The organism is Curvibacter fontanus (assembly GCF_054780335.1).
Genome location: NZ_BAAGWN010000016.1, coordinates 216,222 through 236,311, shown reverse-complemented (window position 1 = coordinate 236,311; position 20,090 = coordinate 216,222). Strand labels below are relative to the sequence as shown.

Sequence of the window (20,090 nt, the reverse complement as noted above, 5' to 3'; positions counted from 1 at the left end):
ACCAGCTACTCGTAACGCAGCGCCTGGATCGGCAAGAGACAGGAAGCCCGCCGCGCCGGGTAGAAACCGAAGAAAACGCCCACCAGGGCCGAGAAGCCCACGGCCAGGATGATGGCGCCGACGGACATGCTCACCTGCCAGCCGGCCAGCGTGCCCACGCCCCAGGTGGCCACCGCGCCCAGCAGCACTCCCAGCGCGCCGCCCATCAGGGAGAGCGTCACCGCCTCGATCAGGAACTGCGCCAGGATGTCGGTCGGCCGCGCGCCCACGGCCATGCGCAGGCCGATCTCGCGCGTGCGCTCGGTCACGCTGACCAGCATGATGTTCATGATGCCGATGCCGCCGATCACCAGGCTGATGCCGGCCACCGCCGCCAGCAGCAGCGTCATGATGCGGCTGGCCTCCTCCTGCGCCTGCAGAATCTCGGTCAGGTTGCGCACATTGAAGGGGTCTTCCACGCCGCTGGGCACCTTGAAGCGCTGGCGCAGCAGGTCCTTCACCGACTCCTCCACGCCCTTCATGCTCTGGCCCTCGCGCACCTTCACGAGGATGGTGCCCACGCGCTTGAGGCGGCTGGTCGCGTCGCCGCCCCAGATGCGGTTGCGCAGGGTGCTGATGGGCATCATCAGCACGTCGTCCTGGTCCTGCCCCATGGAGTTCTGGCCCTTGGAGGCCAGCACGCCGATGATCTTCATGGGCACGCCGCGCACGCGCACCACCTGGTCCACCGGGTCCTGCTCGCCGAAGAGCTCGCGCGCCACCGTGGCGCCCACCCAGGCCACCTTGGCCGAGCCGGCCAGCTCGGCGGGGTCGAATTCGCGGCCCGAGGACAGGCCCCAGTCGCGCGCCTCCAGAAAGTCGTTGGTCACGCCGTAGATCGCCGTGCCCCAGTTGCTGTTGCCCGCCACCACCTGGCCGCTGGTGCGCGAGGTGGGCGCCGCCACCTGCACCTCGGGAATCTCCACGGCAATCGCCTGCGCATCCTCCTCGGTCAGGCGCTGGCGCGTCTGCGCGCCCAGGCGCACACCCGCCTGCGACACACCGCCGGGCACCACCAGCATGATGTTGGAGCCCAGTCCCTTCATCTGCGCCTGCACGCGCTCGGTGGCGCCGCTGCCCACGGCGATCATGGTGATCACCGCCGCCACGCCGATGATGATGCCCAGCATGGTCAGGATGCTGCGCAGGGTGTTCGAGGCCAGGGCGCGCCAGGCCGTGCGCAGGGCGGCCAGCCAGTTCATGCGGCCACCTCTTTTTCCGCGTGGCCACCCTGGCGCAGGTCCTCGATGATCTGCCCGTCACGGAACACCAGCTTGCGCCGCGCCCAGGCCGCGATGTCGGCCTCGTGCGTGACCAGCACCACCGTCATGCCCTGCCGGTTCAGCTCGGTCAGCAGACGCAGGATGTCGTCGCTGGTTTTCGTGTCCAGCGCGCCCGTGGGTTCGTCGGCCAGGATCAGTTGCGGGTCGTTCACCAGCGCGCGCGCGATCGCCACGCGCTGCTGCTGCCCGCCCGAGAGTTCGCTGGGTGTGTGCTGCCAGCGCTCGCCCAGGCCCACGCGTGTGAGCGCGGCCAGGGCGCGCTCACGCCGCGGCAGCGGCTTCACACCGGCATAGACCATGGGCAGTTCCACGTTCTCCAGCGCACTGGTGCGCGGCAGCAGGTTGAACTGCTGGAAGACGAAGCCGATGCGCCGGTTGCGGATGGACGCGAGCTGGTTGGGCTCCATGCCCTCCACGGCCTCGCCCGCCAGGTGGTAGTGCCCGGTGCTGGGCAGGTCCAGGCAGCCCAGGATGTTCATCAGCGTGGACTTGCCCGAACCCGAGGCCCCCATGATGGCCACGAAATCCCCCTCCTCGATGTCCAGCGACACCCCGCGCAGCGCGTGCACGGTGCTGTCGCCCATCGTGTAGGTCTTGACGAGATCGCGTGCCTGAATCAATGCCATGTTTGCACCGTTCGCCCTGCGCTTGTCGAAGGGTATGGCATAGGCAGGAGGGCTTCGACAAGCTCAGCCCGAACGGATAGCTGCATCATCAGAACATCATGCGCGGACCGGTCGCCGGGCGGGCGCCGGGCGTTGTAGCCGGCCCCCCCGCACCCACCGTACCGGTGATCACCGGGGCGCCTTCCTGCATGGCCGCGGCCTCCGGCGCATCGGGCGGCACGATCAGCTCGGTGCTGCTGCCATCGGTGATGCCCAGGCGCACGCTCCAGGCCTGCGGCTTGCCGTCCTCGCCCATCAGGTAGATGCGCCCGCGCGTCACGGTGCGGCCCGCCGCTTCGGCCTGCAGCGCGGCGTAACGCTTCTTCTGCTCGGAGGTCAGCATGTCGCCGATGCGCGCGCGGATGTCGGCGGTGATGCGCTCGCGTGCCCGGGCGCGGTCGGCCTCGGCCATCTCGCGCAGGCGCCCGAACTGCGGCCGCGCCGAAGCGTAGATGGCGTCCACCTTCTCCACCTGCGCCGCGCTGAGCTGCAGCTCCTGCACCAGGCGGTTGCGGAATTCGTTCAGGGGGTTGTTGCCCCCGGCCGCCGGGGCCACGGGCGCGGCGACGGGCGCAGAGACTCCGTCCTGCGGGACCGGCGCGGCCGGCTCCAGGCCGGCGATGCGCACGCGCAGCGCCGCGTTGGGGATCTTGAGCGCGTGCTCGCGTGTGTCCGTCACCACGCGCACATTGGCCGTCATGCCCGGCAGCAGGCGCCCGTCGGGGTTGGAGAAGTTCACCACCGCCACATAGGTCACCACATTGGCCACATTGGTGGCGGCCTTGCGCACCTGGCCGATCTGGCCCTCGAAAGTCTGGCCCGGGTAGGCGTCCACCGAGAAGCTGGCCCTCTGCCCGCTGCGGATGCGGCCCACGTCGGCCTCGTCGATGGCGGCCTCCACCTGCATGTCGCGCAGGTTGCGGGCGATGATGAAAAGCTCCGGCGCCTGCAGGCTGGCCGCCACGGTCTGCCCCTTCTCGATGGCCCGCTTGATCACGATGCCGTTGACCGGCGAGGTGATGCGCGTGCGCGCCAGGTCGATGCGGGCCTGCGCCAGCGCCGCGTCGCGCTGGGCCACGCTGGCCTGCGCGCTCTTGACCTGCGCCTCGGTCACGCCCAGCTGGGCCTCGGCCGCCTTCACGGCCTCGGCGCTGGTGTTGACCAGTGCATTGGACTGGTCCGCCGTGCTCTGGGCGATGAAACCCTTGCCCACCAGCATCAGATTGCGCTCATGCGTGCGGCGCGCCTCGGCCAGGTCGGTCTGCGCGCGCGAGACCTGGGCCCGGCTGGCCACCACATTGGCCTGGGCGGTCAGCACCACGGCGCGCGCGGCGTCCACATCGGCCTGGGCCGAGCGCACGCGGTATTCGAAAGTCTCCGGGTCGATCACGGCCAGCAGCTGACCGGCCTTGACCTCGGCGTTGAAGTCCACGTACAGGTCCTTGATCTGGCCCGAGACCTGGGTGCCCACCGTGACCTGGGTCACCGGGCTCACCGCGCCGGTGGAGGCCACGGCCGCCTGCAGCGGGCCGCGCTCGATCCTGGCCGTGCGGTACTGCACCTCGACGCTGCCGAGGCGTTGTGTCCACCACAGCCCCAGGGCCGCCACCAGCGCCAGCGCCACCCCGCCCGTCACCAGATATGTCTTCTTCATGCGGCTGATTGTAGGAACAAGGCCATGTCCCGTACCGGCGGCAGGTGTCCCGCAGGTAAAGAGCAGGCAAACCGGCCCGCCGGCGGCACCATAAAAAACGGCGCTCGAAGAGCGCCGTGGAATGGCCGTTCGTAGAAACGGCCGGCTGCGGGGGAGGACCGCAGCAAAGCGAAGGATATCAGCGGCGGTTACCCATGTACGACTCAGGGCCACCCCGGCCCGCGCGCTCACCGCGCTCGGCATGACGCTCGTCGCGGTCGTGGTCGCGATCGCGGCGGCCGCCCCAGCCCCGCTCGTCCCAACGGCCATAACGGTCGTCTCGGTCTTTCCAGTGGCCGTAGGCATGGCCGCGGCTGTAATAGCCGGGAGCGATCACGCGGTAGACGGGTTGCGGGTAATAAACGGGCGCCGGGACATAGACCACGCGGGGGGCCGGCTCGTAGTAGCGTTCGTAGACCACCACGGGCGCTGCCGGCATATTGCTCACACCGACGCTGATGCCGGGCTGCGACATGCCGATGGACCAGTACACATCCGCTCCGTCGTGTCCGGCGTGGGCGGCGCTGCTGGCCCCCAGGCCCAGGGCGGCCACCAGGGCCAGGGCAGCGACGGAAGGGTTGGCTTTGGACGTCATGAGGAATCTCCTTTACGGGGCTCCCGATGGGCGCCCTGTTACCTCAACGCGCCCGACCTCGCCAAGGAGACGAAGCGCCGGCGAAGGACGTCACAAGATGTAACAACACCCTGTCAAAAACCCGGCCTCAGCGCGGCCGCAGCCCCGCCGGCAGCCAGCCGCTGAGCCGCGCCTCGATCTGCTTTTCATGGCGCTGCCACCAGATGCCCAGCGCCACCACGGCCAATCCCAGGAGAGTGAGCGCAAACGGAAACATCAGGCTGTGCTGGAACACCCGGTAGGACAGGTAGCCCAGATAACCCGCCACCCCCAGCGCCCCGAACACGGTGAACACCCGCCGGCCGATGGCCGCGCCCCCGAAGATCAGCCCCACATTGATCAGCGCGTACAGGGCCTTGCCCAGTTGCGAGCCCGAATCCTGCAGGCTCAGGCCGCCCCAGAACATGAGGGCGCCGAAGATATAGAGCCAGAAGGCAAAGTCCTGCCGCCACTCGCCCTGCGCCAGGCGGCTGCGCATGTCCACCCACATCGCCAGCAGGCAGGTGCCGATGCCGAAGACCAGGGACATGTCGCGCATGAACCTGTATTCAAAGCCGGCCTGCTGCATCAACAGGCTGGCCACATCCATGTACATGTACCAGACCGTCACCGCCACGGGCATCACCATGAAGGGCAGGCGGTAGCGCCACAGCATCACCACCGCGGCGGCCAGGGTGCCGAACTCCAGCGTGAGCCAGCGCCAGTCGATGTGGGTGTGATAGGCCCGGTAGCTGCCGGGCCCGCCCGGCGGCCACAGGCCCAGGCCGCTTTGCAGGGCCCACAGCGCCAGCGGCACCAGGCACACGGCCAGCGTGGCCAGAATGCCGGCCGGCGTGCCCAGGCCCCGGCCCTTGAGCTGGTCCGCCACCAGCAGGCAGGCCACCAGGTAACCCAGGGCAATGGCCAGCAGGCCCCAGTCGCCGAACTGCTGCCAGCCCAGGGTCATGAACAGCGTCATGGCGCCGATGGCCACCAAACCGCCAAAGTAATACAGCACGTTGGTGAAGCCAAAGCGCGGCCCGGCGGGCGGGCTGGCGGGCACCGTGGTCTGCACCCGGACCTTGGCCACCCAGCGCGCCCAGAGCTGCTGGGACTGCTGGCCCGTGATCAGGCCCTCGCGCACCGCCGCCTGCAGATCGGCCTGGGAGACGGTCACACTGTCGCTTTGTGGTTCGCTCATGGCGCCCTCCTGTGGCGTGCATGGTAGCAAGCCCGCGCCCGGCGGAGACCGGCCTCTAAAATGGCTGGATGAGCAAGCCCAGCACCCCCGATAACAAAGAAGCCCCCAAGGCCAGCAATTTCCTGCGCCAGATCATCGAACACGACCTGGCCGCCGGCGCCTACAGCGGCCGCCGCTGGGGCCATGCCCCCGGCACCGCCAGCGAACACGCCGAGGCGCAGGGCAGCGTGGCCGACCCCGCCCGCATCCGCACCCGCTTCCCGCCCGAACCCAACGGCTACCTGCACGTGGGCCACGCCAAGAGCATCTGCCTGAACTTCGGCCTGGCGCGTGACTACGGCGGCGTCTGCCACATGCGCTTCGACGACACCAACCCCGAGAAGGAAGAGCAGGAGTACGTCGACGCCATCACCGACGCGGTCAAGTGGCTGGGCTTCGGCTGGGACGCCCATGGCGACAGCCATCTGTACTACGCCAGCAACTACTTCGACTTCATGGTCCGCGCCGCCGAGTACCTGGTGGAAACCGGCCACGCCTATGTGGACGAGCAGACGCCGGAAGAAATGCGCGCCAGCCGCGGCGACTTCGGCAAACCCGGCACCGACAGCCCTTACCGCACACGCAGCCCGGCCGAGAACCTGGCCCGCTTCCGCGAAATGCGCGCCGGCCAGCATGCGGATGGTTCCATGGTGCTGCGCGCCAAGATCAGCATGGCCAGCCCGAACATCAATCTGCGCGACCCGGCCATCTACCGCATCAAACACGCCAGCCATCACAACACGGGCGACACCTGGTGCATCTACCCCATGTACTCCTTCGCCCACCCCATCGAGGACGCGCTGGAGAACATCACCCACAGCATCTGCACGCTGGAGTTCGAAGACCAGCGCCCGTTTTACGACTGGACGCTGGAGCGCATCGTCCCCATCCTGCGCGCGCCGCAGTTCGAACAGGCCAAGGCCCTGATCGAGAGGATCGAAGCCCAGGGCCTGGAAGCCGGCAAGGAATTTGCCCTGCACTGCCACAACCACGCGGACAAGCTCTTTGCCAGCGCCGCCGAAGGCCAGCTGCGCGCGCTGTTCGCCAAGTGGGAACACGACCGCAATGCCGTGCTGACGGACCTGCCCGCCTTCTTCGCCCTGCTCAGACAAGAAACCGCGCAGTTCACCCCCCTGCTGGCCCACGCGCTGGACGGCCAGCGCCCCAACGTCTTCCTGCTGCCGCACCAGCACGAGTTCGCCCGCCTGAACCTCACCTACGTGATCACCAGCAAACGCAAGCTGGCCCAGCTGGTGACTGAAAAGCGTGTCACCGGCTGGGACGACCCGCGCATGCCCACCATCGTCGGCCTGCGCCGCCGCGGCTACACGCCCGAGAGCATCCAGCTCTTTGCCGAACGCATCGGCGTGACCAAGGACTACAGCTGGATCGACTACAGCACGCTGGAAGGCTGCCTGCGCGAAGACCTGGAGAGCAAGGCCCACCGCGGCATGGCCGTGCTGGACCCGGTGAAACTCGTGCTCACCAACTGGGCCGAAGCCTTTGGCAGCGACAGCTACACCGAGGAATGCAGCCAACCCGCCCTGCCCCATGTTGAAGAAGGCCAGGTGGCCCCCGCGCCGCGCCGTTTCCTCATCGGCCGCGAGGTGTGGATCGAACGCGAAGACTTTGAAGAAGTGGCGCCCAAGGGCTACAAGCGCCTCTTCCCCGGCAATGTGGTGCGCCTCAAGGGCGGTTATGTGATCGAGTGCACCGGCTGTGTACGTGATGCAGCAGGCCAGGTGACCGAAGTACACGCCAAGGTCATCCCCGGCACCAAGAGCGGCACGCCCGGCGCCGACAGCGTCAAGGCCAAGGCCGCCATCACCTGGGTGAGCGTGGCCGACGGCGTGGCCGCCGAAGTGCGCCTCTACGACCGCCTGTTTATGGATGCGCAACCCGATGCCGGCGGCAAGGACTTCCTGGCCAGCCTGAACCCGGACAGCCTGAAAACCGTCACCGCCTATGTGGAGCCCTCACTGGCTAAAGGCCAGGCGGACGACAAGTTCCAGTTCGAGCGGCATGGCTACTTTGTGGCGGATCGGAAGGACCATAGCAAGGGTAAGCCTGTGTTCAATCGGGTCACTGGCCTTAAGGACAGCTGGGGCAAGTAAGCCGCATGGAAACCACCGACTACTTCCGCAACGATGTCATGGCCAAGCGGCCCTACATCAAGCCGGAGTGGTTGGAGCTGGCACTGAGCCAGCCGCTGCGCCGGGAAGTGCAGGTCGAGGACGGCCGCATCCGGCACTGGGTCTGGATCGCGGAGCTGAGCAAGCACCTGCGTGTGGTCACCCTGCCCGACGGCAAAACGGTGCACAATGCCTTTCCAGACCGGAGGTTTACGCCATGAAGATTTCGTACGACAAGGCCACCGACTCGCTCTACATCCACCTCTCCGACCGCCCCTCGGTCGATTCGGACGAGGTGAATGACGGCGTGGTGCTGGACTACGACGCAAACGGCGCCCTGGTCGGTATCGACGTACAGCATGCCAGCCAGCGGGCCGACATCAAGAACCTGTCGGTTTCGCATCTGCCACTGGAACAACTGCTGGCAGCCTGACGGCCATGCTGGACGCGCGACTCGGCAGCGACAACGTCTTCCGCGATCTCGGCTTTCCCGAAGCCGAGGCACAAAACCTGCTGCTGCGCGGTGACATGGTCATCCACATCCGTAAAGTGATCGACAAGCTCGGTATCACTCAAGCAGAAGCCGCCAAGCTTGCCGGTATCACCCAGCCGCGCATGAACGATCTGGTCAAGAACCGCACTCAAAAATTCACGCTGGATGCCTTGGTGAACGTCGCCGCCAGTCTGGGCTACTCAGTCAAGCTGTCACTGAAGAAGACCGCATGATGCATGCCAGTGCCAGCGGCAAGGACTTCCTCGCCAGACTGAACCCGGACAGCCTCAAGACCGTCACCACCTATGTGGAGCCCTCACTGGCCCAGGCTGCGGCGGACGACAAGTTCCAGTTCGAGCGGCATGGTTACTTTGTCGCGGACCGCAAGGACCACACCAAGGGTAAGCTCGTCTTTAACCGGGTGACGGGGTTGAAGGATAGTTGGGGGAAATAGAATGAACCCTCTTGCGGTCAGAGATCAATTTCTAAGGTCTACGGCCGAATGGGTCTGTGATTCGTACTCGCTTTCCATACGGTATCTTGCTGTCAAAGATCAAAGTGGTTTACGCATCCTTGATGCCGCATTAAGTGCGGGGCCGCTACCCCCTCCCAGACCAGTCAATTTCTCAATCGAAGTCGGTTCGCTCTGCGCTGGTCAGAAGACATTCCCGTCTTTAAAAAGGACCGTCTTAGAGAAAAAGCTAGAACAAGCTGCGAACGGAAAAATTGAAGTCAACGGATTTCAATTGACATTGGACTCCAAGAGTCCACCAGATTACTACGCCCCTCCACCGAATCAGGAAACGTGGTTTTCTGATCTTCATTTGATCGTACAAGGTAACCAACTGCCTCCCTCACCGATTCACGACTCTATCGAAGTTGATCAAGCGTTACGCTGCATCACACCGCCATTTGATGGAATGGCTGACCTCAGCACATTGCTTCAACTCTCGGACCCACGATCAGGTGGACGCCAACCCACTATCAACATTCGAGTGAACCCGCCAGTCGACGTGATGTTCGATAACACCTCATTACGAGAAAACAAATTCCAAGCGCTTCTTCACGCGCATCCAAAATTTGATATCAAACGGATTGGATTAGCCATTCGTGAATTTCCTGGTGATGGTGTCAAAACTAGAAAACAAGTGGCTCATGACATCAGCTGGAAGCGCGTAAGCAATGGCCGCCGACCCGGTTTACTTGACATTTCACTGATCAACGCCGATAGCGTCCTTGCCATGTTGACTGTAGGCGGCCGCACAGTGAGACGCCAATGGCATTTGGATCCGGACAAAGCGACCAACTCAAGATATGTTGCAACTCAGTTGTTTGACAAAGAACTGAAACAACTTCGAGATTCCGTACTAAATCCTATCGACCCCGATCGTTTTGAGCGGGGGATTGCATCGCTACTATTTCTTCTCGGTTTTTCCCCTGCTGTACAGGTTGAAACTCAAGCACCCGACATAGTAGTCACCACCCCAGGAGACAAGATTGCGGTAATTGAATGCACGATAAAGATTGCAGACTTTCACAGCAAACTTGGGAAACTTGTAGATCGTCGGAATGCATTAGTAAAAGTACTAGGCGCTACCGGGCATAACCTTCGAGTTGATTCAATTCTTGTATGCGGCTCGCCACGTGCACAAATCGCTGCCGACGAAAGTCTGCTGATTCAGCATCAAGTCACGCTGATAGCGAAAGAAGATTTAGAGCAAGCATTTAACAGAATTCGGATACCAACAAATCCTGATGAAATGCTTGATCGTGCTGCCGCCCAACTTGCATCGCGGAACCCTATCGACAGATAAACGCTTCTGTACTGCATCGAAAAATTTGATCGTAAGGCGTTAAAAATATGAAAGCCACCTGGAACAACACCGTCATCGCCGAGAGTGACGACACCGTGCTGGTGGAAGGCAACCACTACTTCCCCGCGCACACACTCAAGCGCGAGTACGTGACCTTTTCGAACCACAAGACCACCTGCCCCTGGAAGGGCGAGGCGCACTACTACGCGCTCATGGTCAACGGCGACATGCTGCCCGACGCCGTGTGGTACTACCCTGAGCCCAAGCCCGAAGCCCATCTCATCCAGGGCCGCGTGGCCTTCTGGAAGGGCGTGAAGATCGAGGAGTAGGCGGTCATGGCAACTGCCCGGCCCCGCCGAAAACCCGCCCCGCGCGTGGTCGTCTTTGCGGGACCCAATGGTGCGGGCAAGTCCACCCATGCCGACGCGATCCTGGCCACGCTGGGCATCAAGACCTTTGTCAACGCCGATTTCATCGCGCGCGGCCTGCCGGGTCGGCATACGGAAGCCGTCACGTTCACGGCCGGCCGGATCATGCTGGAGCGGCTGCACCAGCTGGCCGATGCCGGCGAAGACTTCACTTTTGAAAGCACACTACTACTTCTCGCTCGCCAACGCGCAGCTGGCCGTGCGCCGCGTGAAGCTGCGCGTGGGCATGGGCGGCCATGATGTGCCGACTGACGTGGTGCGTCGGCGTTTTGGGCGCAGCCTGAGTAACTTCTTTGAGCTCTACGCCCCGCTGGCGTCGCGCTGGGCCATCTTCGATAACTCACGTTCGTCCCAGGCCCGGTTGCTTGCCACCAGCGAGGGCGATAAACTCACCGTCACGGAACCGACGCTATGGCTGAAACTGCAAAAAACCGCGAACCGCGCCTGATGCCCACCCCCAAGGCATTGGAAAAGGCCTTGGCGCAGTCGGCCCAGCAGGCCAGAAAAATGGCCAAGGCCTTTGGACTGGAAGTGCCTGTGGTGGCCGACAAGCCCCGGCGCGCACCGGCCGGCAGGGCCTGAGCATCGTTCGGACCGCCCATGCAGACCAAGCCCATTCCTCCCGCCACTCACGCAGCGCTGCAAGCGTTCATCCAGCGCGCGGAGGCGCAATACCCTGTTTCACGTGCCATCCTGTTTGGCAGCAGGGCACGTGGCACGGAAGGACCGGACAGCGATGCCGATGTGGCCGTTCTGCTCAAAGGACACGGGCACTTTCTTCGGACCAAGATGGCCATGGCTGACATGGCCTTCGACGTGCTGCTGGATACAGGAATCCGCATCCAGGCGCTCCCCATTTGGGAGGATGAATGGGAACACCCGGAGCAGTATTCCAACCCTGAACTGCTGAAAAACATCGAGCTTGAAGGCATTCCGCTGTGAAAGCGGAAGAGCTGATGCACAAGGCCCGGCAGGCCGCTGCGTCAGCGAGGGCCCTGTACGGAATGGGAGACATGGACGGCGCATGCAACCGCGCTTATTACGCCATGTTCGATGCAGCAAAAGCAGCCTTGCGATACTCAGGAGCACCTGTCAGTGCCGACGTAGCCAGAACCCACAGCGGACTGATCAAGGCATTTGGCCTGCACTTGGTGAAATCGGGCCGCTTGCCCTTGGAACTGGGTCGTGCCATCAACCGGGCCGAAGATCTGCGCTTGCTGGCTGACTAAACCGGTGAGCCTGTGGACAAAGAACAAGCTGACTGGGCCGTAGAAAGTGCGGATCGTTTTGTTGCCACTATCACGACTGAATTTTTCTCGTCGTGACGCTGTGCCGCGACCAAGCAAGCTCCCCAAAGAGCGCTTGCTCTTCGAACAATCAGCGTACCAGGCACTGGAGCCACCCCCGCCATGCCCCGCCGCCCCCATTACCACGTCTACGTCATCGAGCTGCCCGGCGCCGTGTGGTTCTACCCCGAGCCCAAGCCTGAGGCCCATCTCGTCCAGGGCCGCGTGGCCTTCTGGAAGGGCGTGAAGATCGAAGAGTAACCTGGGCCGAATCGCTATAGTCAGTAAGTACCCTGTTCGTATGGAGCCTGCCATGTCACAAAACGCCGAGTCACTGAGCCAGCAAGCCGCCCAGCTGCCCCCGGCCGAGCGTATGAAGCTGGTCGAACGCATCCTGGACACGCTGGACACGCTGGACACGCCAGACCCGAACCTGGATGCACTCTGGGCCAAAGAGGCCGAGGACCGGCTGGCTGCCTATCGTCGGGGCGAGATCAGCGCCCTGCCGCTGGCCGAGGTTCTGGGCAAGTACACGATCAAATCTTCCGGCGCATGAACGTCAAGCTGCTGGCGCCCGCCCAGCACGAACTGGACGAAGCCATCGCCTGGTACGCAGCGCAAGCGCCCGGTCTGGGCGATGCATTCCTGATCGAGACGCTCAAGACCATCACCCTCATCACACGCCACCCGCAAGCCTGGCACCCGCTCAGCCCCCAGACAGGGCGTGAAGATCGAGAAATAGGCAGGCTCCACCCCCTCTCCTCCCCGCATCGCACCCCCGCCGCCGGGGCTACACTGGCAGGCACTTTTGCCAGCCTTGGGCGGGCCGCGCTTGGAGAAGGCTTATGAATTTCCTGGACGACATGAAGATCGGCACACGGCTGGCCCTGACTTATGCCATTGTGCTGCTGCTGATGCTGGGCATCCTCTACGAGGGCTACAGCACCCTGAGCCAGATCGCCGCGCAGGCGCCGCAGTTCCAGGTCACCATCTCCGGCGCACAGACGGGCATGCTGGTCATGGGCGTGCTGGCCTTGTTGCTGGGCACGGTTTCCACGGCGCGTCAGGCGCGCACCATTTCCGCGCCACTGGCCGACGCCGTGCTGATTGCCGAGACGGTGGCCTCGGGCGACCTGAGCCACGACTTCGAGAACACGCGCAAGGGCGAATTCGGCCGCCTGCTGGAGGCCATGGGCACCATGGAAGACACGCTGACCGATCTGGTCACCCGCATCAAGGAAAGCACCGCCCCGCTGGCCGACTCGTCCCAGGAAATTGCCGACTCCAACGCCGACCTGGCCCGGCACACCCTGCTGCAAGCCGAGGCGCTGGACCACGCGGCCGCCCGCATGACCGAGCTGACAGCCACCGTGCGCGAGAACGCGCAGCGCGCGCACAACGCCAACGGGCTGGCCGGCAATGCCTCGGGCATTGCACAGCGCGGCGGTGTGGTGGTGGGCGAGGTGGTGCAGACCATGCAATCCATCAGCAACAGTTCGCGCCAGGTGGTGGACATCATTGCCGTGATCGAGGGCATCTCGTTCCAGACCAATATCCTGGCGCTCAATGCCGCGGTGGAAGCGGCCCGGGCCGGCGAGCAGGGGCGCGGCTTTGCCGTGGTGGCGGGCGAGGTGCGCGTGCTGGCCCAGCGCAGCGCCGAAGCCGCCAAGCAGATCCGTGACCTCATCAGCCATTCGGCGCAGCAGGTGGAAGCGGGGGCCCAGCTGGTGGACCGCGCCGGCCACACCATGCAGGACATCGTACAGGCCGTGCAGCAGGTGACAGATTTGCTGGCCGAGATTTCCACGGCCTCGGCCGAGCAGAGCCGCGGCGTGAACGATGTGTCTGAATCCGTAGCGCGGATGCAGGCCGAGACACGCCACAACACCCAGCAGGTCACCCACACCGCCGAAGCCGCCAGCGACATGAATGAGCGCGTGCGCCAGCTGCAGGTGGCGGTGGACCAGTTCAAGGTCTGAGCGTCGGCGGGCCAGGCGGCATGGGACGCGGCGCGCACTATCACGTCTACGTGGTCGAGCTGTCTCGGGACGTGCTCTTTGAAGCCAGATTCAGGAAATGCAATCCTGCTTATGTCGAGGGCCAACCCTGCGTCTACGTGGGCATGACGGGCCTGGACCCCGATGTGCGCTTCGACAAGCACAAGGCCGGCATCCAGGCCAACAGCTATGTGACGAAGTACGGCCTGCACCTGCTGCCCGACCTCTACGAAGGCTTCAACCCCATGAACTACAAGGACGCGCAAGAGCGTGAGGTGGAAGTCGGCATCGACCTGCGCTCGGCGGGGTTTGGTGTGTGGCAAGCCTGAGCCCCCATGCAAATGAGCGTGCCCAAGCGCCCGCTCACCGTATGATGTGCCGCAACAAGGGAGGCCAACATGAGTAACCCAAGCTCGCCCCAGGAAAGTCGTGTCGCCGTCCTCGTCGACTGCGACAACACGACACCGGAGATCCTCGAATTCGCCCTGCGTGTCGTGGCCAAGTTCGGCCGCGTGGTGCTAAGACGTGGATATGGAAACCACAGCACACTGGCCAACAAATGGCAGGAAGCTTTGGTCCGTCTGGCTTTTACGCCCTGCCTTCAGTACCAATATGCTGCCGGCAAGAACACGGCGGACATCGCGCTTGCGTTGGATGCCATTGAGGCGATGTTCGACAACCGGGCGGATAGCTTTTGCCTCGTCACTAGCGACTCCGACTTTGCCTATCTGTGCCGCAAGCTGCGTGAACGTGGTGCGATGGTGAGCATAGTGGGCGAGAGCAAAACACCCGACGCGCTGCGCAACGCCAGTGATCAGTTCTTCGAATGGACGCCCTCGGAAGCAGTTTCTGAATCGAGTGAGCAGGGCGAACCCAAGGCTGCAACCGCCAAACCGGAACAGGCAAAAGACCCCCAACAAAAGCCCGGAGTGAAACGGCGACCTAAGTTCATCATTGAAGCGGTCACACTTCTGACCAGTGATACATCCGAAGGAAAAGTGAGCCTTGGGCATCTGGGTCAGTATCTGAAGCGCATGGACCCCGGCTTCTCGCCGAACACCTACGGACATTCCGGACTGCTCAACATGATCAAGACTTATGACCTTCTCATTTTGAAAAAGGAAGAGGGTGGGCATTGGTCGGTCGGATTGAAAGCCAAAGCGGACGGCATAGACAGCGGCGACAGTCTTCCTGCATCTGCATGACGACCGCATGACCCCGCAAGACATCCTCACCTTCTGGTTCGAAGAACTCACGCCCAAGCAGCACTTCAGCAAAGACACCGCGCTGGACGCGCAGATGCGCGAGCGCTTCGGCGCCACGCTGGCCGCCGCGGCGCGTGGCGAGTTGCAACCCTGGCGCACAGACGCGCCGGGCCGGTTGGCGGAGATCATCGTGCTGGACCAGTTCAGCCGCAACATCCACCGGGACACGCCGCTGGCTTTTGCGCACGATGCGCTGGCACTCACGCTGGCCCGGGAGCTGGTGGCCTTGAAGCTGGACCAGGCCCTGCCCATGGCGCAGCGCGTCTTTGCCTACATGCCCTATATGCACAGCGAAGAGCTGGCCGCACATGCCGAGGCGCTGCCCCTCTTCTCCTTGCCGGGCCTGGAGTACAACCTGCAGTTCCTGCACCGGCACACGGACATCATCCGGCGCTTCGGCCGTTACCCACATCGCAATACCATTCTGGGCCGGGCCTCCACGCCCGAGGAGCTGGCTTTTCTGCAGCAGCCCGGTTCTTCGTTCTGAGCCGCACCCCTACCCCGGCGCTCGCATGGACCATCCTTTGCTGACCCTGACCCCGGTGAACCCCGATGTCTGCAGCGTGCACGCCCCCGATGGCACACACGTGGGCAACCTCAAGCGCATCGGCGCGGCCTGGAAGTTCAAGGCCATCGGTTACGACGCCGCGGGCAAGGTGGTCCCAGGGGGCGGCCCGCTGACCGACAGGCACAACACCGCGTTCAGCGCGCCGGATGCCACCGAGGTGAGCGCCAAACTCGGTGTCATGCCTCTGGGTTAATCTCGCGGCCAGACAAAGAAGGAAACACCATGAAAAAACTCAAGGTCCAGATCCATCTGGAGATGACCGTGCCCGGCGACTGGGAGCTGGTCCAGACCTCGGAAGGCACGCCCGTGCTGAAGCTGCCCAACGGTCAGTACCTGGACCTGGCCATCGAGCCCCTGTTTGCCGACGACCCCGAAGACACCTGGCGCAGCACCGACAGCGACGCGGCGCTCAACGACATACTGGACATGGTGGAGAGCGAGGAGATCAGCTACGAGTTCGTGACGCACTGAGGCGTCTGCGCTGCGCCGGATGGCTCAGCGCTTTTTCTCGACCGGGTTGGCCAGCAGTGCCGTGGCCGGGTAGGCCCGCAGGAATTCCCGCGCTTTCTCCACGGGGGCGCTGAGCCAGGCGTCCCACGCGCCTTCGTTCAGGATGACGGGCATGCTTTTGTCGCTGCCGGGCTGCTGGTAGCGGTGCATCAGCGCATGGCTGTTGGCGTTCACGGTCAGCAACGCGTAGCTGACGATCACCTCGCCCTCAAGCCCTTTCCAGCACTCCCACAGACCGGCCACACCCATGGGCTTGCCGTCCACCCGGGCGATGCGGGTGGGCACGGCCTTGCCGCTGCGCCAGTCGTCCGCCAGAAAGGCCATCATGGGCACGATGCAGCGCTGCCCGGCCAGCCAGGCCTCACGGAAGTTGGTGGAGGTGCTCATGGTGTCGGCCCGGGCGTTCACGAGTTTGGTGGAACGCAGCTTGGCGTCCGACGCGGACTTGACCCAGCGCGGCACCAGGCCGAACTGCCCGGCCACCAGCGCGCGCTGAGATGGGTCGGGATGGGCAGGCGCTTCGGCTTCGCTCCCAACAAGACGGATGAACACACCCGGCTGGCGCGGCCAGACCTCGCGCCCCAGCGGCGCCTCGGGTGCAGCCACATGAAAGGCGTCGGGGTAGAGCGTGTTGGGCAGGGTCTCGTAATGGGAACTCATGGGCCCATGCTATCCCACGGCCACTGCGCAAACCATTGATCTCGGTTATTCTGGCCTGGCCCCATCGAGGGCCATGTAAAAAACACGAGGAGACACCATGTTCAAGAAGCTGTTCTGCGCAGCGGTTGCTGCGCTGCTCGCCAGCTGCGCCGGCACGCCCCCTGCCCCGCCCAACGATCCGGTGACGCTGCGCGTCAACATGTTCCGCGGGGCCAGCAACATCCCGGTCTACATGGCCATGGAGCGCGGTGCTTTTGCGCGCCGCGGCATCACGCCGGTGCTGCAGTTCACACCCAACTCGGACGCGCAGCGCGCGGGCCTGGCGGCGGGGCAGTTCGAGATTGCGCACGCGGCGGTGGACAACGCGGTGGCGATGGTGGAGGTGGCGCACGAGGACGTGATCATCGTCGCCGGGGGCGACTCGGGCATGAACGATTTCTTCGTGCGCCCGGAGATCACGCACCTGGCCGATCTGCGCGGCCGCAACCTGGTGGTGGACGCGCCCAACACGGCCTACGCGGTGCTGGCGCGCAAGATCCTCAAGGACGCGGGCCTGACCAGCGGCAAGGACTACGCGCTCAAGCCCATCGGCGGCACACAGGGGCGGGTGGCCTCGCTGGCCACGCAGGGGGGCGCGGGCACCATGCTGAACCCGCCCTGAAGCTACCTGGCCCAGCGCGCCGGCGCCAAGAGCCTGGGCAGCACGAAAGAACTGTTCGGCGCCTACCAGGCCTCGGGGGCCTTCGTGATGCGACGCTGGGCCACGGCCAACCCCGGCGCGCTGGAGCGTTACCTGGGCGCCTACATCGAAGGCTGCCGCGCGGCGCAGGACCCGGCCCAGCGCGAGCCGGTGATCATCGTGCTGCAGCGCGAGCTGAAGCTGGAGCGTGGCATTGCCGAACTGGCCTACAAGGACCTGCTGACGCCCGGCCATGGCCTGGCGCACGACTGCGCCTTCGACCTGGCGGGGTTCCGCAACGTGCTGGCGCTGCGCGCCGAGATCGAGGGCCAGTGGAACGGGTAGGCCCCCGCACCCGACAAGTACCTGGACCTGGGCTACTACACGCGGGCCCGCGCCGTGCCATAACAACACCCCGGGCCCGGAACGTATCGGCCCGGCGCGTTTTTCGCTACAGTACCTCCCACATGCGGAGGACCGCAGTCGGGAAAGAAACGTCATGCAGCCATCGCGCCAAGGATCACGACGCCGGGCCAGGGACACCGTGCTGGAAAAAGGCATCCTGGTCACGGTCTTCGGCATCGTCTTCCTGATCTCGCCGCTCATCCTCAAGGGTTCAGGCACGCTGGTCGCGGTGTCCAGCGGTATGCGCACCGCGGGCTGGTGGGTGCTGGGCCTGGGCCTGTTGCTGATCGGCCTGCACCTCTTCCTGCTGCGTTTTGCCCGGGAGGTGCGCCCCGAACCGGAGGCGTCGGTCTCGCGGTTCCAGCATTCGATCCTGCCCGATGAGCTGCTGTACCCGCCCAGCCGCGTGCGCCTGGAGCCCATGCTGCGGGATGCCCCCGAGACCGACCCCTTCGAGCCCTCCACCCTGCCGGCCGAACTGGAAGCGCAGGACGTTCTCGCGCCGCCGCGGCCCGAGCAGGCCTGGGGGCCCAGGGTGTGGGCGCAGATCGAGTGGCGCCGCTTCGAGGCGGTGTGCGAGGCCCTGTTCGCGCAGGTGGGTTTCCAGACCCGCGCCCAGCCCCACGGCGCGGATGGCGGGGTGGACATCTGGCTGCATTCGCGCAACGCCCAGGGGCCGGTGGCCGTGGTCCAGTGCAAGCACTGGCAGCGCAAGCCGGTGGGTGTGAAGGAGCTGCGGGAGCTGCTGGGGGTGATGGCCTCCCAGCAGCTCAAACGGGGCACCTTTGCCGCCAGCGGCCGCTACTCCCGGGAAGCGCTGCAGTTCGCGCACGACAACGGCATCAATGTGCTGGACGGGGCGGCCCTGCTGGCGCTGATCGCCCGGCGCAAGCCCGACCAGCAGCAGGCACTGCTGAACGTGGCCTACGAGGGCGACTACTGGCGGCCGACCTGCGCGAGTTGCGGCACCAAGATGGTGGAGCGCCATGTGTCGCAAAGCGGTTCGGTGTTCTGGGGCTGCACGGACTACCCGCGCTGCCGCAACACCCTGTCGATGGCCCACGCGGTCTGAAGCCTTGTACGCAGAAACCGCAATCTTTCACAAGCCGGGCCGCATAAACTGAGATGCTGACCCGGCCGTCACCGTGCAGCTCGACCCCACCACCCTGATTTTCCTGAACGTCGCCAATCTGCTGGCGATGTCCATGGCCTTGCCGCTGGTGATGGGGCAGAACCCGAGCCCGGCCGCGCACCGCGCGCGCGCCTCGCTGATGATCAGCGCCGCCGCCTGGCTGGCCCTGATCCTGGCCGGTTTCTGGCGCGAGCAGTGGCCGGACCAGTTGCTGTCCAGCCTGGCCATGGCCCTGCTGAGTTTCAGCAACTGGCTGATCTACCAGGCCTTGAGCCATTGGCTGGGGCCGCGCCCGCTGGGCCGCCTGCTGCTGGCACTGGTGCTGGCCACGCCTGTGGGCTACGCGCTGAGCTTCGGCAGCTACCCGGTGCGCGTGGGCTGGGCCAATCTGCTGATCGCGGGACAGTTGCTGATCCTGGCGCGCGCCACGCTGCTGCCCACGCGCAGCGAGTTCGGCCAGGGCACCTGGCGTTTCCTGATGTTCGGCTGCGTGAGCGTGATGGCCGTGCTGACCGCCACGCGCGGCATTCTGGGCGCCTGGTTCACCGAGCTCTACCCCTTCTTCCACGCGCCCACGCCGGTCAACCTGACGGCCCTGGTGGCGACCAATGTGACGCTGGTGCTGGGCAATATCGCCATCCTCGCGGCCTGGCGCGAAGAGGCGCAGCAGCAGTTGCGCACCCTGGTCATCACCGACGCGCTCACGGGCCTGTCCAACCGCAACGGCTGGGCCGAACAGGCGGGCCGTGCCCTGCGTTACGCGCAGCGTCACGACTACCCGCTGTCGCTGCTGATGATCGACCTGGACCACTTCAAGCGCATCAACGACACCTACGGCCACGAGACCGGCGACGCGGCGCTGCAGTTCTTCGGCGGCCTGCTCAAGCGCTGCCAGCGCGCGGGCGACGTGAACGCGCGCCTGGGCGGCGAAGAGTTCTGCGTGCTGCTGGCCCATGCCGACACTGCGGCCTCCCTGGCTTTCGACCAGCGCCTGCGCGCCGAACTGGCTCAGGCCGCGCCACAGGCCATCCACTTCGCGCTGGACTTCAGCACCGGCCACGCCCTGCGCCAGGGCCGGGACGAGACGCTGGAGGCGCTGATGGCGCGCGCGGATGCGGCGCTCTACCGCGCCAAGCACGCCGGCCGCGGCCACCTGGTGTCGGCCAACGCAGCGACCCGCTGAGCCGG

The 20,090-nt window shown here is 64.9% G+C and carries 30 protein-coding genes and 1 pseudogene; 25 read left to right on the top strand and 6 right to left on the bottom strand.

Translation table 11 applies throughout. The features are described from left to right. Positions 1 to 5 precede the first annotated feature (5 nt). The 5 genes from ACYVH8_RS12255 to ACYVH8_RS12235 form a co-directional block, all read right to left on the bottom strand. Positions 6 to 1,130: an ABC transporter permease gene (locus tag ACYVH8_RS12255; RefSeq protein WP_460489180.1), complete on the bottom strand. Its 1,125-nt coding sequence runs from the start codon at positions 1,128 to 1,130 to the stop codon at positions 6 to 8. 107 nt (positions 1,131 to 1,237) lie between these two features. After that, complete coding sequence (locus tag ACYVH8_RS12250; RefSeq protein ID WP_460489090.1) at positions 1,238 to 1,948, bottom strand: ABC transporter ATP-binding protein; 711 nt, start codon at positions 1,946 to 1,948, stop codon at positions 1,238 to 1,240. A gap of 88 nt (positions 1,949 to 2,036) precedes the next feature. Next, positions 2,037 to 3,641, bottom strand: a complete 1,605-nt coding sequence (locus ACYVH8_RS12245; protein ID WP_460489089.1) for an efflux RND transporter periplasmic adaptor subunit — start codon at positions 3,639 to 3,641, stop codon at positions 2,037 to 2,039. Between the two features lie 178 nt (positions 3,642 to 3,819). Continuing rightward, the gene (locus ACYVH8_RS12240) at positions 3,820 to 4,275 is read right to left on the bottom strand and encodes a hypothetical protein (protein WP_460489088.1); all 456 of its coding nucleotides are present in this window, start codon (positions 4,273 to 4,275) and stop codon (positions 3,820 to 3,822) included. 127 nt (positions 4,276 to 4,402) lie between these two features. Next, a complete protein-coding gene (locus ACYVH8_RS12235; RefSeq protein WP_460489087.1) occupies positions 4,403 to 5,494 on the bottom strand; it encodes a DUF2157 domain-containing protein in 1,092 nt (363 codons plus the stop codon). 68 nt (positions 5,495 to 5,562) lie between these two features. Here ACYVH8_RS12235 and ACYVH8_RS12230 point away from each other — a divergent pair, with 68 nt between their 5' ends. From ACYVH8_RS12230 to ACYVH8_RS12130, 21 genes and pseudogenes are all read left to right on the top strand, one after another. Continuing rightward, on the top strand, positions 5,563 to 7,647 hold the full coding sequence (locus ACYVH8_RS12230; protein WP_460489086.1) for a glutamine--tRNA ligase: 2,085 nt from the start codon (positions 5,563 to 5,565) through the stop codon (positions 7,645 to 7,647). Positions 7,648 to 7,652: 5 nt separating this feature from the next. Continuing rightward, a complete protein-coding gene (locus tag ACYVH8_RS12225; protein ID WP_460489085.1) occupies positions 7,653 to 7,886 on the top strand; it encodes a hypothetical protein in 234 nt (77 codons plus the stop codon). Continuing rightward, positions 7,883 to 8,098: a DUF2283 domain-containing protein gene (locus ACYVH8_RS12220; RefSeq protein ID WP_460489084.1), complete on the top strand. Its 216-nt coding sequence runs from the start codon at positions 7,883 to 7,885 to the stop codon at positions 8,096 to 8,098. The genes ACYVH8_RS12225 and ACYVH8_RS12220 overlap by 4 nt, the downstream gene beginning before the upstream one ends. A 5-nt stretch (positions 8,099 to 8,103) precedes the next feature. Next, positions 8,104 to 8,391 carry a helix-turn-helix domain-containing protein gene (locus ACYVH8_RS12215; RefSeq protein WP_460489083.1) on the top strand — a complete coding sequence of 96 codons (288 nt, stop codon included), beginning with the start codon at positions 8,104 to 8,106 and terminating at the stop codon, positions 8,389 to 8,391. Between the two features lie 11 nt (positions 8,392 to 8,402). After that, positions 8,403 to 8,612, top strand: a pseudogene (locus tag ACYVH8_RS12210) (glutamine--tRNA ligase); the annotation flags it as partial. A gap of 1 nt (position 8,613) precedes the next feature. Further along, positions 8,614 to 9,972 carry a hypothetical protein gene (locus tag ACYVH8_RS12205; RefSeq protein WP_460489082.1) on the top strand — a complete coding sequence of 453 codons (1,359 nt, stop codon included), beginning with the start codon at positions 8,614 to 8,616 and terminating at the stop codon, positions 9,970 to 9,972. A gap of 47 nt (positions 9,973 to 10,019) precedes the next feature. Further along, positions 10,020 to 10,301: a DUF427 domain-containing protein gene (locus ACYVH8_RS12200; RefSeq protein ID WP_460489081.1), complete on the top strand. Its 282-nt coding sequence runs from the start codon at positions 10,020 to 10,022 to the stop codon at positions 10,299 to 10,301. A 6-nt stretch (positions 10,302 to 10,307) separates the two neighbouring features. Continuing rightward, on the top strand, positions 10,308 to 10,640 hold the full coding sequence (locus ACYVH8_RS12195) for a hypothetical protein (protein ID WP_460489080.1): 333 nt from the start codon (positions 10,308 to 10,310) through the stop codon (positions 10,638 to 10,640). Further along, positions 10,609 to 10,848, top strand: coding sequence for a hypothetical protein (locus ACYVH8_RS12190; RefSeq protein ID WP_460489079.1), 240 nt, complete (start codon positions 10,609 to 10,611; stop codon positions 10,846 to 10,848). Before ACYVH8_RS12195 ends, ACYVH8_RS12190 begins: the two co-directional genes overlap by 32 nt. Then, positions 10,848 to 10,982, top strand: coding sequence for a hypothetical protein (locus ACYVH8_RS12185; RefSeq protein WP_460489078.1), 135 nt, complete (start codon positions 10,848 to 10,850; stop codon positions 10,980 to 10,982). The genes ACYVH8_RS12190 and ACYVH8_RS12185 overlap by 1 nt, the downstream gene beginning before the upstream one ends. Before the next feature lie 18 nt (positions 10,983 to 11,000). After that, entirely contained in the window at positions 11,001 to 11,342 is a 342-nt protein-coding gene (locus ACYVH8_RS12180; protein WP_460489077.1) for a nucleotidyltransferase family protein, read from the top strand. A 14-nt stretch (positions 11,343 to 11,356) separates the two neighbouring features. Beyond that, positions 11,357 to 11,629 carry a HEPN domain-containing protein gene (locus ACYVH8_RS12175; protein WP_460489179.1) on the top strand — a complete coding sequence of 91 codons (273 nt, stop codon included), beginning with the start codon at positions 11,357 to 11,359 and terminating at the stop codon, positions 11,627 to 11,629. Positions 11,630 to 11,809: 180 nt separating this feature from the next. Beyond that, complete coding sequence (locus ACYVH8_RS12170) at positions 11,810 to 11,947, top strand: DUF427 domain-containing protein (protein ID WP_460489076.1); 138 nt, start codon at positions 11,810 to 11,812, stop codon at positions 11,945 to 11,947. A gap of 52 nt (positions 11,948 to 11,999) precedes the next feature. Next, complete coding sequence (locus tag ACYVH8_RS12165) at positions 12,000 to 12,242, top strand: addiction module protein (protein WP_460489075.1); 243 nt, start codon at positions 12,000 to 12,002, stop codon at positions 12,240 to 12,242. Next, the gene (locus ACYVH8_RS12160; RefSeq protein ID WP_460489074.1) at positions 12,239 to 12,535 is read left to right on the top strand and encodes a type II toxin-antitoxin system RelE/ParE family toxin; all 297 of its coding nucleotides are present in this window, start codon (positions 12,239 to 12,241) and stop codon (positions 12,533 to 12,535) included. The genes ACYVH8_RS12165 and ACYVH8_RS12160 overlap by 4 nt, the downstream gene beginning before the upstream one ends. Further along, positions 12,532 to 13,665 (top strand): methyl-accepting chemotaxis protein, encoded by a 1,134-nt coding sequence (locus ACYVH8_RS12155; protein WP_460489073.1) that lies wholly within the window; start codon positions 12,532 to 12,534, stop codon positions 13,663 to 13,665. The genes ACYVH8_RS12160 and ACYVH8_RS12155 overlap by 4 nt, the downstream gene beginning before the upstream one ends. A gap of 20 nt (positions 13,666 to 13,685) precedes the next feature. Further along, complete coding sequence (locus ACYVH8_RS12150) at positions 13,686 to 14,012, top strand: hypothetical protein (RefSeq protein WP_460489072.1); 327 nt, start codon at positions 13,686 to 13,688, stop codon at positions 14,010 to 14,012. Between the two features lie 69 nt (positions 14,013 to 14,081). Further along, positions 14,082 to 14,888 (top strand): NYN domain-containing protein, encoded by an 807-nt coding sequence (locus ACYVH8_RS12145; RefSeq protein WP_460489071.1) that lies wholly within the window; start codon positions 14,082 to 14,084, stop codon positions 14,886 to 14,888. A 7-nt stretch (positions 14,889 to 14,895) separates the two neighbouring features. Further along, positions 14,896 to 15,435, top strand: coding sequence for a DUF924 family protein (locus tag ACYVH8_RS12140; protein WP_460489070.1), 540 nt, complete (start codon positions 14,896 to 14,898; stop codon positions 15,433 to 15,435). A 25-nt stretch (positions 15,436 to 15,460) separates the two neighbouring features. Continuing rightward, the gene (locus ACYVH8_RS12135; protein WP_460489069.1) at positions 15,461 to 15,709 is read left to right on the top strand and encodes a hypothetical protein; all 249 of its coding nucleotides are present in this window, start codon (positions 15,461 to 15,463) and stop codon (positions 15,707 to 15,709) included. A gap of 29 nt (positions 15,710 to 15,738) precedes the next feature. After that, positions 15,739 to 15,987, top strand: a complete 249-nt coding sequence (locus ACYVH8_RS12130) for a hypothetical protein (protein WP_460489068.1) — start codon at positions 15,739 to 15,741, stop codon at positions 15,985 to 15,987. Positions 15,988 to 16,011: 24 nt separating this feature from the next. Here ACYVH8_RS12130 and ACYVH8_RS12125 read toward each other — a convergent pair whose 3' ends face one another. Continuing rightward, positions 16,012 to 16,686: an SOS response-associated peptidase gene (locus ACYVH8_RS12125; protein WP_460489067.1), complete on the bottom strand. Its 675-nt coding sequence runs from the start codon at positions 16,684 to 16,686 to the stop codon at positions 16,012 to 16,014. A 97-nt stretch (positions 16,687 to 16,783) separates the two neighbouring features. Between ACYVH8_RS12125 and ACYVH8_RS12120 the strand changes: the two genes are divergently transcribed. From ACYVH8_RS12120 to ACYVH8_RS12105, 4 genes are all read left to right on the top strand, one after another. Beyond that, the gene (locus tag ACYVH8_RS12120; protein ID WP_460489066.1) at positions 16,784 to 17,347 is read left to right on the top strand and encodes an ABC transporter substrate-binding protein; all 564 of its coding nucleotides are present in this window, start codon (positions 16,784 to 16,786) and stop codon (positions 17,345 to 17,347) included. 84 nt (positions 17,348 to 17,431) lie between these two features. Then, positions 17,432 to 17,710: a hypothetical protein gene (locus ACYVH8_RS12115; RefSeq protein WP_460489065.1), complete on the top strand. Its 279-nt coding sequence runs from the start codon at positions 17,432 to 17,434 to the stop codon at positions 17,708 to 17,710. Positions 17,711 to 17,864: 154 nt separating this feature from the next. Further along, on the top strand, positions 17,865 to 18,842 hold the full coding sequence (locus tag ACYVH8_RS12110; protein WP_460489064.1) for a restriction endonuclease: 978 nt from the start codon (positions 17,865 to 17,867) through the stop codon (positions 18,840 to 18,842). A 73-nt stretch (positions 18,843 to 18,915) separates the two neighbouring features. After that, on the top strand, positions 18,916 to 20,085 hold the full coding sequence (locus ACYVH8_RS12105; protein WP_460489063.1) for a GGDEF domain-containing protein: 1,170 nt from the start codon (positions 18,916 to 18,918) through the stop codon (positions 20,083 to 20,085). Positions 20,086 to 20,090: the final 5 nt, after the last annotated feature.

Bases quoted from the DNA above. Each gene is read 5' to 3' on its own strand.
- ACYVH8_RS12255 (WP_460489180.1), bottom strand. From the start codon at position 1,130: ATGATCGCCGTGGGCAGCGGCGCCACCGAGCGCGTGCAGGCGCAGATG.
- ACYVH8_RS12250 (WP_460489090.1), bottom strand. From the start codon at position 1,948: ATGGCATTGATTCAGGCACGCGATCTCGTCAAGACCTACACGATGGGC.
- ACYVH8_RS12245 (WP_460489089.1), bottom strand. From the start codon at position 3,641: ATGAAGAAGACATATCTGGTGACGGGCGGGGTGGCGCTGGCGCTGGTG.
- ACYVH8_RS12240 (WP_460489088.1), bottom strand. From the start codon at position 4,275: ATGACGTCCAAAGCCAACCCTTCCGTCGCTGCCCTGGCCCTGGTGGCC.
- ACYVH8_RS12235 (WP_460489087.1), bottom strand. From the start codon at position 5,494: ATGAGCGAACCACAAAGCGACAGTGTGACCGTCTCCCAGGCCGATCTG.
- ACYVH8_RS12230 (WP_460489086.1), top strand. From the start codon at position 5,563: ATGAGCAAGCCCAGCACCCCCGATAACAAAGAAGCCCCCAAGGCCAGC.
- ACYVH8_RS12225 (WP_460489085.1), top strand. From the start codon at position 7,653: ATGGAAACCACCGACTACTTCCGCAACGATGTCATGGCCAAGCGGCCC.
- ACYVH8_RS12220 (WP_460489084.1), top strand. From the start codon at position 7,883: ATGAAGATTTCGTACGACAAGGCCACCGACTCGCTCTACATCCACCTC.
- ACYVH8_RS12215 (WP_460489083.1), top strand. From the start codon at position 8,104: ATGCTGGACGCGCGACTCGGCAGCGACAACGTCTTCCGCGATCTCGGC.
- ACYVH8_RS12205 (WP_460489082.1), top strand. From the start codon at position 8,614: ATGAACCCTCTTGCGGTCAGAGATCAATTTCTAAGGTCTACGGCCGAA.
- ACYVH8_RS12200 (WP_460489081.1), top strand. From the start codon at position 10,020: ATGAAAGCCACCTGGAACAACACCGTCATCGCCGAGAGTGACGACACC.
- ACYVH8_RS12195 (WP_460489080.1), top strand. From the start codon at position 10,308: ATGGCAACTGCCCGGCCCCGCCGAAAACCCGCCCCGCGCGTGGTCGTC.
- ACYVH8_RS12185 (WP_460489078.1), top strand. From the start codon at position 10,848: ATGCCCACCCCCAAGGCATTGGAAAAGGCCTTGGCGCAGTCGGCCCAG.
- ACYVH8_RS12180 (WP_460489077.1), top strand. From the start codon at position 11,001: ATGCAGACCAAGCCCATTCCTCCCGCCACTCACGCAGCGCTGCAAGCG.
- ACYVH8_RS12175 (WP_460489179.1), top strand. From the start codon at position 11,357: ATGCACAAGGCCCGGCAGGCCGCTGCGTCAGCGAGGGCCCTGTACGGA.
- ACYVH8_RS12170 (WP_460489076.1), top strand. From the start codon at position 11,810: ATGCCCCGCCGCCCCCATTACCACGTCTACGTCATCGAGCTGCCCGGC.
- ACYVH8_RS12165 (WP_460489075.1), top strand. From the start codon at position 12,000: ATGTCACAAAACGCCGAGTCACTGAGCCAGCAAGCCGCCCAGCTGCCC.
- ACYVH8_RS12160 (WP_460489074.1), top strand. From the start codon at position 12,239: ATGAACGTCAAGCTGCTGGCGCCCGCCCAGCACGAACTGGACGAAGCC.
- ACYVH8_RS12155 (WP_460489073.1), top strand. From the start codon at position 12,532: ATGAATTTCCTGGACGACATGAAGATCGGCACACGGCTGGCCCTGACT.
- ACYVH8_RS12150 (WP_460489072.1), top strand. From the start codon at position 13,686: ATGGGACGCGGCGCGCACTATCACGTCTACGTGGTCGAGCTGTCTCGG.
- ACYVH8_RS12145 (WP_460489071.1), top strand. From the start codon at position 14,082: ATGAGTAACCCAAGCTCGCCCCAGGAAAGTCGTGTCGCCGTCCTCGTC.
- ACYVH8_RS12140 (WP_460489070.1), top strand. From the start codon at position 14,896: ATGACCCCGCAAGACATCCTCACCTTCTGGTTCGAAGAACTCACGCCC.
- ACYVH8_RS12135 (WP_460489069.1), top strand. From the start codon at position 15,461: ATGGACCATCCTTTGCTGACCCTGACCCCGGTGAACCCCGATGTCTGC.
- ACYVH8_RS12130 (WP_460489068.1), top strand. From the start codon at position 15,739: ATGAAAAAACTCAAGGTCCAGATCCATCTGGAGATGACCGTGCCCGGC.
- ACYVH8_RS12125 (WP_460489067.1), bottom strand. From the start codon at position 16,686: ATGAGTTCCCATTACGAGACCCTGCCCAACACGCTCTACCCCGACGCC.
- ACYVH8_RS12120 (WP_460489066.1), top strand. From the start codon at position 16,784: ATGTTCAAGAAGCTGTTCTGCGCAGCGGTTGCTGCGCTGCTCGCCAGC.
- ACYVH8_RS12110 (WP_460489064.1), top strand. From the start codon at position 17,865: ATGCAGCCATCGCGCCAAGGATCACGACGCCGGGCCAGGGACACCGTG.